11 protein-coding genes, 1 pseudogene and 1 other annotated feature are annotated in these 12295 nt (G+C 52.7%); of the genes and pseudogenes, 8 read left to right on the forward strand and 4 right to left on the reverse strand.

Annotated elements, in window-relative coordinates; genetic code table 11:
• From dnaN to yidA, 4 genes and pseudogenes are all read left to right on the forward strand, one after another.
• Positions 1-1101: a DNA polymerase III subunit beta gene (dnaN, locus tag OGV38_RS17830; RefSeq protein WP_016155068.1), complete on the forward strand. Its 1101-nt coding sequence runs from the start codon at positions 1-3 to the stop codon at positions 1099-1101.
• Entirely contained in the window at positions 1101-2174 is a 1074-nt protein-coding gene (gene recF / locus OGV38_RS17835) for a DNA replication/repair protein RecF (RefSeq protein ID WP_016155067.1), read from the forward strand. The genes dnaN and recF overlap by 1 nt, the downstream gene beginning before the upstream one ends.
• Before the next feature lie 28 nt (positions 2175-2202).
• Positions 2203-4617, forward strand: coding sequence for a DNA topoisomerase (ATP-hydrolyzing) subunit B (gyrB, locus tag OGV38_RS17840; protein ID WP_286474260.1), 2415 nt, complete (start codon positions 2203-2205; stop codon positions 4615-4617).
• Between the two features lie 130 nt (positions 4618-4747).
• A pseudogene (gene yidA / locus OGV38_RS17845) lies at positions 4748-5558 on the forward strand (sugar-phosphatase).
• 4 nt (positions 5559-5562) lie between these two features.
• Here the strand turns inward: yidA and cbrA are convergent.
• The gene (gene cbrA / locus OGV38_RS17850) at positions 5563-6681 is read right to left on the reverse strand and encodes a colicin M resistance lipid reductase CbrA (protein ID WP_047415670.1); all 1119 of its coding nucleotides are present in this window, start codon (positions 6679-6681) and stop codon (positions 5563-5565) included.
• Between the two features lie 99 nt (positions 6682-6780).
• Here cbrA and OGV38_RS17855 point away from each other — a divergent pair, with 99 nt between their 5' ends.
• A complete protein-coding gene (locus tag OGV38_RS17855) occupies positions 6781-8007 on the forward strand; it encodes a YidR family protein (RefSeq protein ID WP_286474264.1) in 1227 nt (408 codons plus the stop codon).
• Position 8008: 1 nt separating this feature from the next.
• Here the strand turns inward: OGV38_RS17855 and OGV38_RS17860 are convergent, their stop codons facing one another.
• Positions 8009-8341 (reverse strand): YceK/YidQ family lipoprotein, encoded by a 333-nt coding sequence (locus tag OGV38_RS17860; RefSeq protein WP_165500175.1) that lies wholly within the window; start codon positions 8339-8341, stop codon positions 8009-8011.
• A 239-nt stretch (positions 8342-8580) separates the two neighbouring features.
• Positions 8581-8653: a sequence feature (ROSE (Repression Of Heat Shock gene Expression) occurs in the 5'-region of heat shock genes and acts as an RNA thermometer to modulate expression.), on the forward strand.
• Here OGV38_RS17860 and ibpA point away from each other — a divergent pair.
• Positions 8647-9060 carry a small heat shock chaperone IbpA gene (gene ibpA, locus OGV38_RS17865; RefSeq protein WP_286474267.1) on the forward strand — a complete coding sequence of 138 codons (414 nt, stop codon included), beginning with the start codon at positions 8647-8649 and terminating at the stop codon, positions 9058-9060. Its footprint overlaps the feature before it by 7 nt.
• Positions 9061-9152: 92 nt before the next feature.
• Entirely contained in the window at positions 9153-9581 is a 429-nt protein-coding gene (gene ibpB, locus OGV38_RS17870) for a small heat shock chaperone IbpB (RefSeq protein WP_003827096.1), read from the forward strand.
• On the opposite strand, the gene OGV38_RS17875 is transcribed toward ibpB, so the two are convergent.
• A complete protein-coding gene (locus OGV38_RS17875; protein ID WP_137380264.1) occupies positions 9570-9791 on the reverse strand; it encodes a hypothetical protein in 222 nt (73 codons plus the stop codon). The genes ibpB and OGV38_RS17875 overlap by 12 nt on opposite strands.
• 71 nt (positions 9792-9862) lie before the next feature.
• Here OGV38_RS17875 and OGV38_RS17880 point away from each other — a divergent pair, with 71 nt between their 5' ends.
• Positions 9863-11524 carry a putative transporter gene (locus OGV38_RS17880; RefSeq protein ID WP_016155061.1) on the forward strand — a complete coding sequence of 554 codons (1662 nt, stop codon included), beginning with the start codon at positions 9863-9865 and terminating at the stop codon, positions 11522-11524.
• Here OGV38_RS17880 and OGV38_RS17885 read toward each other — a convergent pair whose 3' ends face one another.
• Positions 11525-12241: a GntR family transcriptional regulator gene (locus tag OGV38_RS17885; protein WP_046276201.1), complete on the reverse strand. Its 717-nt coding sequence runs from the start codon at positions 12239-12241 to the stop codon at positions 11525-11527. It lies immediately after the preceding gene.
• Positions 12242-12295: the final 54 nt, after the last annotated feature.

Below are 12295 nucleotides of genomic sequence, written 5' to 3' on the forward strand. Positions count from 1 at the left end.
ATGAAATTTACCGTTGAACGTGAACATTTATTAAAACCGCTTCAGCAGGTCAGCGGCCCGCTGGGTGGACGTCCTACACTGCCTATTCTCGGAAATCTGCTGCTGCAGGTTGCTGACGGTGCGCTTTCTCTGACCGGTACCGATCTCGAAATGGAGATGGTGGCGCGCGTGGCGCTGATCCAGCCTCATGAACCTGGTGCGACCACCGTTCCGGCGCGTAAATTCTTCGATATTTGCCGTGGGTTGCCGGAAGGCGCGGAAATTGCCGTTCAACTGGAAGGCGATCGCATGCTGGTGCGGTCTGGCCGCAGCCGTTTCTCGCTGTCTACGCTGCCTGCCGCCGACTTCCCGAATCTGGACGACTGGCAGAGCGAAGTCGAATTCACTCTGCCGCAGGCCACGATGAAGCGCCTGATTGAAGCCACGCAGTTTTCGATGGCGCATCAGGACGTGCGTTACTACTTAAACGGCATGCTGTTTGAAACCGAAGGGGAAGAGCTGCGTACTGTGGCGACCGACGGTCACCGCCTGGCGGTCTGTTCAATGCCAGTCGGTCAGCAGTTACCCAGCCATTCGGTGATCGTTCCGCGTAAAGGCGTGATTGAACTGATGCGTATGCTCGACGGCGGCGACAACCCGCTGCGCGTGCAGATTGGCAGCAACAACATTCGTGCGCACGTGGGTGACTTCATCTTTACCTCCAAGCTGGTTGATGGCCGTTTCCCGGATTATCGCCGCGTATTGCCGAAGAATCCGGACAAACACCTGGAAGCCGGTTGCGATATCCTCAAACAGGCATTTGCCCGTGCGGCGATCCTCTCTAACGAGAAATTCCGCGGCGTGCGTCTGTATGTCAGTGAAAACCAGCTGAAAATTACCGCCAACAACCCGGAGCAGGAAGAAGCGGAAGAAATTCTGGATGTCTCCTATCCTGGCACTGAACTGGAAATCGGTTTTAACGTTAGCTACGTACTGGACGTACTGAACGCGCTGAAGTGCGAGAACGTTCGTATTCTGCTGACCGATTCCGTATCGAGCGTACAGATTGAAGATGCTGCCAGCCAGAGCGCGGCTTATGTTGTTATGCCTATGAGACTGTAATGTCGCTCACCCGTCTGTTGATCCGCGACTTTCGCAATATCGAAAGCGCGGATCTCGCTTTATCCCCTGGCTTTAACTTCCTGGTTGGCGCGAACGGCAGCGGCAAAACCAGCGTGCTGGAAGCCATCTATACGCTCGGCCACGGCCGGGCGTTTCGCAGTTTGCAGATTGGCCGCGTAATTCGCCACGAGCAGGAGTCGTTTGTTTTACACGGGCGTTTGCAGGGGGAAGAGCGTGAGACATCGATTGGCCTGACGAAAGACAAACTGGGCGACAGCAAAGTGCGCATTGACGGCACTGACGGGCACAAGGTCGCGGAACTGGCGCACCTGATGCCGATGCAGCTGATCACGCCAGAGGGGTTTACTTTACTCAATGGCGGCCCCAAATACAGAAGAGCATTCCTTGACTGGGGATGCTTTCACAATGAAGCCGGATTTTTCACCGCCTGGAGCAATCTGAAGCGACTGCTCAAGCAGCGCAACGCAGCCCTGCGCCAGGTGAGTCGTTATGAGCAACTGCGTCCGTGGGATAAAGAACTGATCCCGCTGGCGGAACAAATCAGCACCTGGCGCGCGGAGTACAGCGCCGGTATCGCGCAGGATATGGCGGATACCTGTCAGCAGTTTCTACCCGAGTTTTCTCTCTCCTTCTCATTCCAGCGCGGCTGGGAGAAAGAGACCGATTATGCCGAAGTGCTGGAACGCAGTTTTGAACGCGATCGCATGTTGACCTACACCGCGCACGGTCCGCACAAAGCGGATTTTCGCATTCGCGCTGACGGTGCGCCGGTGGAAGACACGTTGTCGCGTGGGCAGCTAAAGCTGCTGATGTGCGCCTTACGTCTGGCGCAAGGGGAGTTCCTCACCCGCGAAAGTGGGCGGCGGTGTCTCTACCTGATAGATGATTTTGCCTCTGAACTTGATGATGCCCGTCGTGGGCTGTTAGCCAGCCGCTTAAAAGCGACGCAATCTCAGGTCTTTGTCAGCGCAATCAGCGCTGAACACGTTCTGGACATGTCGGACAAAAATTCGAAGATGTTCACCGTGGAAAAGGGTAAAATAACGGATTAACCCAAGTTTAAATGAGCGAGAAACGTTGATGTCGAATTCTTATGACTCCTCCAGTATCAAAGTCCTGAAAGGACTGGATGCGGTGCGTAAGCGCCCGGGTATGTATATCGGCGACACGGATGACGGCACCGGTCTGCACCACATGGTATTCGAGGTGGTAGATAACGCTATCGACGAAGCGCTCGCGGGTCACTGTAAAGATATCGTTGTAACGATTCACGCTGACAACTCCGTGTCCGTTACCGATGATGGCCGTGGTATCCCAACCGGTATTCACCCGGAAGAGGGCGTTTCGGCGGTGGAAGTTATCATGACCGTTCTGCACGCAGGCGGTAAATTCGATGATAACTCCTATAAAGTTTCCGGTGGTCTGCACGGCGTAGGTGTTTCCGTAGTAAACGCCCTGTCACAGAAACTGGAGCTGGTGATTCGCCGCGAAGGTAAAGTGCATCAGCAAACTTACGTGCACGGTGTGCCGCAGGCGCCGCTGGCGGTAACCGGCGAAACAGAAGCGACGGGTACTCAGGTACGTTTCTGGCCAAGCCACGAAACCTTTACCAACGTCGTTGAGTTTGAATACGAGATTCTGGCTAAGCGTCTGCGCGAGCTGTCGTTCCTGAACTCCGGCGTCTCTATTCGTCTGCGCGACAAGCGCGATGGTAAAGAAGACCATTTCCACTACGAAGGCGGCATCAAGGCGTTTGTTGAATACCTCAACAAAAACAAAACGCCGATCCACCCGAATATCTTTTACTTCTCCACCGAAAAAGACGGTATCGGCGTTGAAGTTGCGCTGCAGTGGAACGATGGTTTCCAGGAAAACATCTACTGCTTCACCAACAACATTCCGCAGCGTGACGGCGGTACTCACCTTGCAGGCTTCCGTGCGGCGATGACCCGTACCCTGAACGCCTACATGGACAAAGAAGGCTACAGCAAAAAAGCCAAAGTCAGCGCCACCGGTGACGATGCCCGTGAAGGCTTGATTGCCGTTGTTTCCGTGAAAGTACCGGATCCGAAGTTCTCCTCACAGACCAAAGACAAGCTGGTCTCCTCTGAGGTGAAATCGGCGGTAGAACAGCAGATGAACGAACTGCTGAGCGAATACCTGCTGGAAAACCCGTCTGACGCGAAAATCGTCGTTGGCAAAATTATTGATGCTGCACGTGCCCGTGAAGCGGCACGTCGCGCGCGTGAAATGACCCGTCGTAAAGGCGCGCTGGACTTAGCGGGCCTGCCGGGCAAGCTGGCGGACTGTCAGGAACGCGACCCGGCGCTGTCCGAACTGTACCTTGTGGAAGGGGACTCCGCGGGCGGTTCTGCGAAGCAGGGCCGTAACCGTAAAAACCAGGCGATTCTGCCGCTGAAGGGTAAAATCCTCAACGTCGAGAAAGCGCGCTTTGATAAAATGCTCTCTTCTCAGGAAGTGGCGACGCTGATCACCGCGCTCGGCTGTGGCATCGGTCGTGACGAGTACAACCCGGACAAACTGCGTTATCACAGCATCATCATCATGACCGATGCGGACGTCGACGGCTCGCATATTCGTACGCTGCTGTTGACCTTCTTCTATCGTCAGATGCCGGAAATTGTGGAACGCGGCCACGTTTACATTGCACAGCCACCGCTGTACAAAGTGAAAAAAGGCAAGCAGGAACAGTATATTAAAGATGACGAAGCGATGGATCAGTACCAAATTTCTATCGCTCTGGATGGCGCAACGCTACACACTAATGCCAGCGCACCTGCTCTTTCAGGTGAGTCGTTAGAAAAACTGGTTTCTGAATACAACGCGACGCAGAAAATGATTGGCCGTATGGAACGTCGTTTCCCGAAAGCGCTGCTGAAAGAACTGGTTTATCAACCGACGCTGCCGGAAGCTGATTTGGCGAACGAGCAGACCGTTACCCGCTGGGTTAATTCGTTGATTACCGAGCTGAACGAAAAAGAACAGCACGGCAGCCTGTGGAAGTTTGATATCCACCACAACGCAGAGCAGAACCTGTTTGAGCCGATTGTGCGCGTCCGTACTCACGGTGTGGATACCGACTATATTCTGGACCACGAGTTTGTTACCGGTGGCGAATACCGTCGTATTTGTACGCTCGGTGAGAAGCTGCGCGGGCTGATCGAAGACGATGCGTTTATCGAACGTGGCGAGCGCCGCCAGCCGGTTGCCAGCTTTGAGCAGGCGCTGGAATGGCTGCAGAAAGAGTCACGTCGCGGCCTCGCTATCCAGCGTTATAAAGGTCTGGGCGAGATGAACCCGGATCAGCTGTGGGAAACCACTATGGATCCGGAAAGCCGTCGTATGCTGCGCGTTACCGTGAAGGATGCGATTGCCGCCGACCAGCTCTTCACTACGCTGATGGGCGATGCCGTTGAACCGCGTCGCGCGTTTATCGAAGAAAACGCCCTGAAAGCGGCGAACATCGATATCTAACTTGCACCCAGCTCTACAACCGTCCTGCAAAAGGGGAATCTCGATTCCCCTTTCTATCCCCCTTTTCGTAGCTGTTTTTTGAGCGGAATCGCGTTAGCATGAGGACGGACTCATTTAATCCGGGGAACTCATGGCTATCAAACTTATTGCTATCGACATGGATGGCACACTTCTGCTGCCCGATCACACCATTTCACCCGCGGTCAAAACGGCGATTGCCGCAGCGCGCGCGTGGCGTAAATGTGGTGCTGACCACGGGGCGCCCGTATGCCGGCGTCCACAGCTATCTGAAAGAATTGCATATGGAAGAACCCGGTGACTACTGCATTACCTACAATGGCGCGCTAGTGCAGAAAGCAGGGGATGGCAGTACTGTCGCGCAAACCGCGTTGAGCTATGATGATTATCGTTATCTGGAGCAGCTCTCCCGGGACGTTGGCTCGCATTTCCACGCACTCGATCGCAACACCCTGTATACCGCGAACCGTGATATCAGCTACTACACGGTGCATGAATCGTTTGTTGCGACGATTCCGCTGGTGTTCTGTGAAGCCGAGAAAATGGATCCCGCAACCCAGTTCCTGAAAGTGATGATGATTGACGAGCCGGAGATCCTCGATAAAGCTATCTCGCGCATACCTGCGGAAGTAAAAGAGAAGTACACCGTGCTGAAAAGTGCACCGTATTTCCTCGAAATCCTCGATAAACGCGTCAATAAAGGGACTGGCGTGAAATCGCTGGCCGATGCGTTGGGTATAAAAGCCGAAGAGGTGATGGCGATTGGCGATCAGGAAAACGACATCGCGATGATTGAATACGCAGGCGTGGGCGTTGCCATGGACAACGCTATTGGATCAGTCAAAGAAATCGCCAACTTTGTGACGAAATCTAACCTTGAAGATGGCGTCGCGTATGCCATTGAGAAGTTTGCGCTGAAATAAGATGTTATGGGCAAATGCCTTGGCGCGTTTGCCCTGTTTCAGCAATTAGTTGTGATACTGAGTGGTCACCTTGAGGAATATGCGCCACGCCGCTGCGCATTATCCATTTACGGGAAAACGCCGACGTCAGGGCCCGACTTTTCAGAATCTTGCCAAACAGTTTGAGACGTAACTTGCGGGTGGCTTTGCGGTAAGCGTGATTCATATCTGGTGCATCCCGCAATAATACAGATTTGAGCGCCTCCGCGCTGTCCAGCGCATAGCTAATCCCCTCCAGTGAGCTGGCGCTGATAAAACCGGCCGCTTCGCCAATCAAAAATGCGTTGTCCTTGCCACAGACGAAGTCTTTCCAGCGTGAAGGAAACAGCACCGTACATTTTTCACTTTTCACCGGTTTGCCGAACTGAAATTGGAACGCTTCCATCTTCGCTTTCAGCGCGTCAAAGCGCGCCTGACCGTCCTTCATCGGGTAGGCACCGCCAAAGATAAAATAGCCATCTTTGCTGATACTCCAGGAATAACAGTCGGTTGCGTCGTTATCAAAAATGCAGGAATAGAACGGGACGGGATGCTTTTCCGCAAACCATTGTTGAATCGCAACATATTTACGGATCTGGTGCCGGGGATAGAGATGACGGCGTACCAGTGAGTTCGCGCCGTCGGCTCCCACCAGATAACGCGCGGTGATCTGCTGCTCCCAACCGTCGGCGCGGAAGATAACATGCCATTTATCGCCCTCGCGCCAGATTTTCCGACACAGGCTGTCGTGGTACACCTGTACATCATCAGGAATGAGAGATTTAAGCCATAAATCAAAAGCATGGCGGTTGATATTAATGTAGCTACGCTGGTAGTTACGCGTCAAAGAGGCTGCAACATCAACCGTTTTAACGCTAAATATTTGTGGGTTAGCGATGACATCAACGGGTAAGGTTATCCCGTCGCGGATAAACGAACGCTGGGCATCCGGGGCTAACAGACCGCCGCAGGGTTTGGTGAAACCTTCGTTGCCACACTGGTGTTTTTTATCCAACGCGATCACGCGCATTTTTCCACTCAACTGCCGCGCCAGCGCTGCGCCTGCCGGGCCTAACCCGATAATGGCTACGTCAAAATGTTCCATCTTTCTGTCCGCAAAAATGAAGATGGCGATACGCTAAAGCCTGAAAGTGAAGTGCTTGTGAAGTATGATTGCTGAAATCGTCTTGTATTAGGGCATTCCATGAAGCAAATCACCTTTACGCCGCGTAATCATCAGCTTACCAATATCAATACCTGGACACCGGACAGCCAGTGGCTGGTCTTTGATGTGCGCCCTTCCGGTGCCTCTTTTACCGGCGACACAATTGAGCGCGTCAATATTCATACTGGCGAGCTGGAGGTGATTTATCGGGCCATGCAGGGATCGCACGTTGGCGTGGTGACCGTTCATCCAAAGTTGGAAAAATATGTGTTTATTCATGGGCCTGAAAATCCTGATGAAACATGGCATTACGACTTCCATCATCGGTGTGGGGTGATAGCTACGCAGGCAAAAGTGGAGAATCTGGATGCAATGGATATTACCGCCCCATATACGCCGGGCGCGCTGCGCGGCGGGAGTCATGTGCATGTATTTAGCCCGAGCGGCGAGTTTGTCAGTTTCACCTATAACGACCATGTGCTGCATGAGCGCTCACCGGAGCTGGATCTACGCAATGTCGGTGTGGCTGCGCCCTATGGTCCGGTGACGGTCTCCGCGCAGCATCCCCGTGAGTACAGCGGGAGCCATTGGTGCGTGCTGGTAACCCAGACGACACCCACGCCTAAACCGGGTAGCGATGAGATTAACCGCGCCTATGAAGAGGGCTGGGTAGGGGAAAACAGACTGGCGTTTATCGGTGATACGTTATCAGTCACGGGCGAGAAAGTGCCGGAGTTATTTATTGTTGATTTACCTCAGGATGAAAGCGGCTGGAAACAGCCGGGCGACGCTCCGCTGGAGGGCACTGAGGCGACAATGCCTGCGCCGCCATTCGGTATTAATCAACGCCGCCTGACGTTTACTCATGCGCGCGCCTTTCCCGGTCTGGTAAATCAGCCGCGCCATTGGGTGCGCAGTAATCCAAAGGCATCTGAGATTGCATTTTTAATGCGTGATGACGTCGGCATTGTGCAACTGTGGCTGATTTCCCCACAAGGAGGAGAACCGCGTCAGCTTACCCGCTGCGCCACGGATATTCAGTCAGCATTCAACTGGCATCCGTCAGGGAAATGGCTGGGGTTTGTACTGGATAACAAAATTGCTTGTTGTGATGCTCAGACGGGAGAGGTTGATTTTCTAACGGACCGTCACGGCAACCCACCATCGGGCGATGCGATCATCTTCTCTCCTGATGGTCGACAGGTTGCGTGGATGGAAGACGTCGAGGGTTTCCGCCAGTTGTGGGTAACAGAGACTGGGCGTTAACTTAAGGAGCAGGCATTTCAGCCGGAGGGATAACGGCGTTCGTGGCCTGCGTTCTCTCCTCGCTTTTTTCTACACGGGATCTCACCGAGTTATCTTTGCGAAAGAGATCCCACGGAAGTAATACTGTATCCAGTACTGCGGTAAACGGCATATCCAGAATCGCCAGTGACTTGGTTCCCCAGTTTGTATCACTTTCGCTAATCATTGTGGCGCTGGCGCGCGTGCCAGGATACGTCCCTTCTTTGCCTCCGGTATGCGACATAATGCTGGAACAGCCGCTCACAAACGCCATCCCGCTGCACATTGTCAGTGTTACCAACATTTTTTTTATCATCATTTTTTTCATCTGTATTTATTGTGTTTGCATGGTGAGTTAAAGCGATCCGTTGCGAAAATAACATCACCATTTCGTCACACTGTGGCGGCTATCGCGATTTAACGATAACAACTGCTCACACCAGTGTATGCAATAGACAACAAACTGCAAAAAAAGTCAGATGAATACGCTTGAAAAGTTTGTATTAAGACCCATTTTTAGAGTGTAGACAAATGAAGGGCATGCCTGATGGGTGTCCTGGCTACCTGACCTGTCCATGATGGAAGGTCTATTATTCTCGCTGATTTCAGGAGCTATTGATTATGCGTAACTTTGATTTATCCCCGCTGTACCGTTCTGCTATTGGTTTTGATCGCCTGTTTAACCTGCTGGAAAACAATCAGGGCCAGAGCAATGGCGGCTACCCTCCGTATAACGTTGAGCTGGTAGACGAAAACCATTACCGAATTGCGATTGCCGTTGCTGGTTTTGCTGAAAGCGAACTGGAAATTACTGCCCAGGACAATCTGCTGGTGGTGAAAGGCGCCCATGCGGACGATCAAAAAGAACATACTTACCTGTATCAGGGGATTGCCGAGCGCAACTTCGAACGTAAGTTCCAGTTAGCGGAGAACATTCATGTTCGCGGCGCGAACCTGGTGAATGGTCTGCTGTATATCGATCTCGAACGCGTGATTCCCGAGGCGAATAAGCCGCGCCGCATCGAAATCAACTAATTCTGTGGGCCGCTTCAGGCGGCCCTGCTAAGCAATCGGCTTGCCGTCAGGGAGCCAAAAGGTACTTACTCGCTTCTTAGAAGGAGATTATTATGCGTAACTACGATTTATCCCCACTGCTGCGTCAATGGATCGGTTTTGACAAACTGGCCAATGCCTTGCAAAACACGGGCGAAAGCCAGAGCTTCCCGCCTTATAACATCGAAAAGAGCGATGATAACCACTACCGCATTACCCTTGCGTTAGCCGGTTTCCGCCAGGAAGATCTGGATATTCAACTGGAAGGCACACGCCTGACCGTGAAAGGTACGCCGCAGCAGCCGGAAAAAGAGACCAAATGGTTGCATCAGGGGCTGGTCACTCAGCCGTTCAGCCTGAGCTTTACGCTGGCTGAAAATATGGAAGTCTCCGGCGCAAGCTTCACTAACGGCTTGCTGCATATCGATTTGACCCGGAATGAACCTGAAACCATCGCTCCACAACGTATCGCCATCAGCGAACGTCCCGCATTAGACAGTTAAATAGCTCCATGCCTTTGCCCCGCCAGAAATGACGGGGCTTTTTTGTGCATCAGCCCACATGAAACTATTATCTGGGAGGGCAGGATGCCGGAAGCGCTGCCATTGCCAGAAAAAAGCATTCAGCAATTTCAAATCGACGTGAAGAAAAACAGTAAAGAACGTCCTTCTTAAGCGCTCCTGGGCGCTCTGTAGCATGATAATGTGCGCCACTCTGCATTCATGCCTGAACGGTTCAGTCATAATCTTCGTTAAATAAAATGTTATTCACAGGGAACAGGAAAATGAGTGATATAGCATTGACGGTCAGCGTTCTGGCAATGGTGGCAGTTGTCGGATTATGGATCGGCAACATAAAAATACGTGGTGTTGGTTTTGGCATCGGAGGCGTGCTGTTCGGCGGTATTATTGTCGGGCATTTTGTCGATCAGGCAGGGATGACCCTGAGCGGCGACATGCTGCATTTTATTCAGGAATTTGGCCTGATTCTTTTCGTCTACACCATCGGTATTCAGGTGGGGCCGGGCTTTTTTGCGTCACTGCGCGTTTCGGGCCTACGGCTGAATCTGTTTGCCGTGCTGATTGTTATCATGGGTGGCCTGGTCACCGCGATCCTGCATAAGATTTTTGCCATTCCCCTTCCCGTGGTGCTGGGCATTTTTTCCGGTGCGGTCACCAATACTCCGGCGTTAGGCGCGGGGCAGCAGATTCTGCGCGATCTGGGTACTCCTGTTGATGTGGTGGATCAGATGGGGATGAGCTATGCCATGGCTTATCCTTTTGGTATCTGCGGTATTTTGCTCACTATGTGGCTGATGCGCCTTATTTTTCGCGTTAACGTCGATGCCGAAGCCCATCAGCATGAATCCACGCTGACCAACGGACACGCGCTGATTCAGACGATGAATATCCGTGTGGAAAACCCGAACCTCAACAATATGGCTATTCAGGATGTCCCAATCCTGAACAGCGACAAAATCATCTGCTCACGTTTGAAACGTGAAGAAACATTGATGGTGCCGTCGCCGGGAACGATTATCCAGATGGGCGACCTGCTACACCTGGTTGGTCAGCCTGCTGATCTGCACAACGCGCAGGTGGTGATTGGGCAGGAGGTGGACACATCGCTGTCGACGCGAGGCACCGATTTACGCGTTGAGCGCGTGGTGGTGACCAACGAACAGGTGCTGGGGAAACGAATCCGCGACCTGCATTTCAAAGAACGTTACGACGTGGTTATCTCCCGTCTGAACCGTGCGGGGGTTGAGCTGGTAGCCAGCAGCGACGCCAGTCTGCAGTTTGGCGACATCCTCAATCTGGTCGGTCGACCTTCCTCGATTGATGCTGTTGCCAATGTGGTGGGTAACGCCCAGCAAAAACTGCAGCAGGTGCAGATGCTGCCGGTATTTATCGGGATCGGGCTGGGTGTTCTGCTGGGTTCAATCCCGCTTTTCATTCCGGGGTTCCCGGTGGCGCTAAAACTGGGGCTGGCCGGTGGGCCGCTGATTATGGCCTTGATCCTGGGGCGTATTGGCAGCATTGGTAAGCTGTATTGGTTTATGCCCCCCAGCGCTAACCTGGCGCTGCGAGAGTTGGGTATTGTGCTGTTTCTCGCAGTGGTTGGCCTGAAGTCAGGCGGTGATTTTGTTCATACCCTGACGCAGGGGGATGGCCTGAGCTGGGTGGGCTACGGTATTTTCATCACCGCGATTCCGCTGATTACCGTGGGGCTGCTGGCGAGGATTTTCGTCAAAATGAACTACCTCACGCTGTGCGGAATGCTGGCTGGCTCAATGACCGATCCGCCTGCACTGGCATTTGCTAACAACCTGCATGCCACCAGCGGGGCAGCGGCGCTGTCGTATGCGACCGTTTATCCGCTGGTGATGTTCCTGCGAATTATCACGCCGCAACTGCTGGCGGTGATTTTTTGGGGGATGGGTTAGTCAGGCTGAGTCTGGGTGGACGCGCCGTAAGTGGTAGTCCACCTGGTACTCGCTGGCGTTTCTGAACATCACCGAATAATTCAAAAACTCCCCGCTATCGCTGTAGGACAGTGAGGTAATCCGCAGCAATGGCGTCTGTTCAGGTACGTTCATCTGCGCGGAAAGCTGCTTATCGGCAAGAACGGGAGTCAGACTTTCATAGTTGCCGCTGATAGTTATTCCGCACTCTTTCTCGATGTAATCGAATTTTGACCCTTCCAGATGCGCCAGCGATAAATTACGGAATAATTTTACCGGCATGTAGCTGTCTTCAAGCATCAGCGGCTTGCCGTCCACATAGCGAACGCGACGTGAGAAGTAGATGCGTTCATTAATCTGGATACGCAGTTGGCTGGCAATTGCTGGTGGTGCGGGCATCACTTCAAATACCAGTACTTCACTGGTGACCTCTTTCCCTTGTCGCTTCAGTACTTCCGCCAGTCCGGTAAGGTTTGTGGTTTCATGATGGACATCTTTGCGCGCCACATAAGTTCCACTCCCATGACGGCGTACGACCAATCCCCAGCCAATCAACATATCAATTGCTTTACGGATCGTCATTCGTGAAACCGCGAACTCTTGGGCAAGCTTTTTTTCACCAGGCAACGGGCTACCGATGTTGTAATCAGAAGAATTCAGGCGAATTCGTAGTCGTTCCGCAATTGATTTGTAGATCACTACCAGACCTCTTTTTTCTTTTAATTACTGCACCATAAACCTTTTGATGTCTAA

The sequence above is a fragment of the Citrobacter sp. Cb080 genome, assembly GCF_030334745.1.
Taxonomy (GTDB): domain Bacteria; phylum Pseudomonadota; class Gammaproteobacteria; order Enterobacterales; family Enterobacteriaceae; genus Citrobacter; species Citrobacter braakii.

Bases quoted from the DNA above. Each gene is read 5' to 3' on its own strand.
- OGV38_RS17860 (WP_165500175.1), bottom strand. From the start codon at position 8,341: ATGATAAAAAAAATGTTGGTAACACTGACAATGTGCAGCGGGATGGCG.
- cbrA (WP_047415670.1), bottom strand. From the start codon at position 6,681: ATGGAACATTTTGACGTAGCCATTATCGGGTTAGGCCCGGCAGGCGCA.
- ibpB (WP_003827096.1), top strand. From the start codon at position 9,153: ATGCGTAACTACGATTTATCCCCACTGCTGCGTCAATGGATCGGTTTT.
- ibpA (WP_286474267.1), top strand. From the start codon at position 8,647: ATGCGTAACTTTGATTTATCCCCGCTGTACCGTTCTGCTATTGGTTTT.
- dnaN (WP_016155068.1), top strand. From the start codon at position 1: ATGAAATTTACCGTTGAACGTGAACATTTATTAAAACCGCTTCAGCAG.
- OGV38_RS17880 (WP_016155061.1), top strand. From the start codon at position 9,863: ATGAGTGATATAGCATTGACGGTCAGCGTTCTGGCAATGGTGGCAGTT.
- OGV38_RS17855 (WP_286474264.1), top strand. From the start codon at position 6,781: ATGAAGCAAATCACCTTTACGCCGCGTAATCATCAGCTTACCAATATC.
- gyrB (WP_286474260.1), top strand. From the start codon at position 2,203: ATGTCGAATTCTTATGACTCCTCCAGTATCAAAGTCCTGAAAGGACTG.
- recF (WP_016155067.1), top strand. From the start codon at position 1,101: ATGTCGCTCACCCGTCTGTTGATCCGCGACTTTCGCAATATCGAAAGC.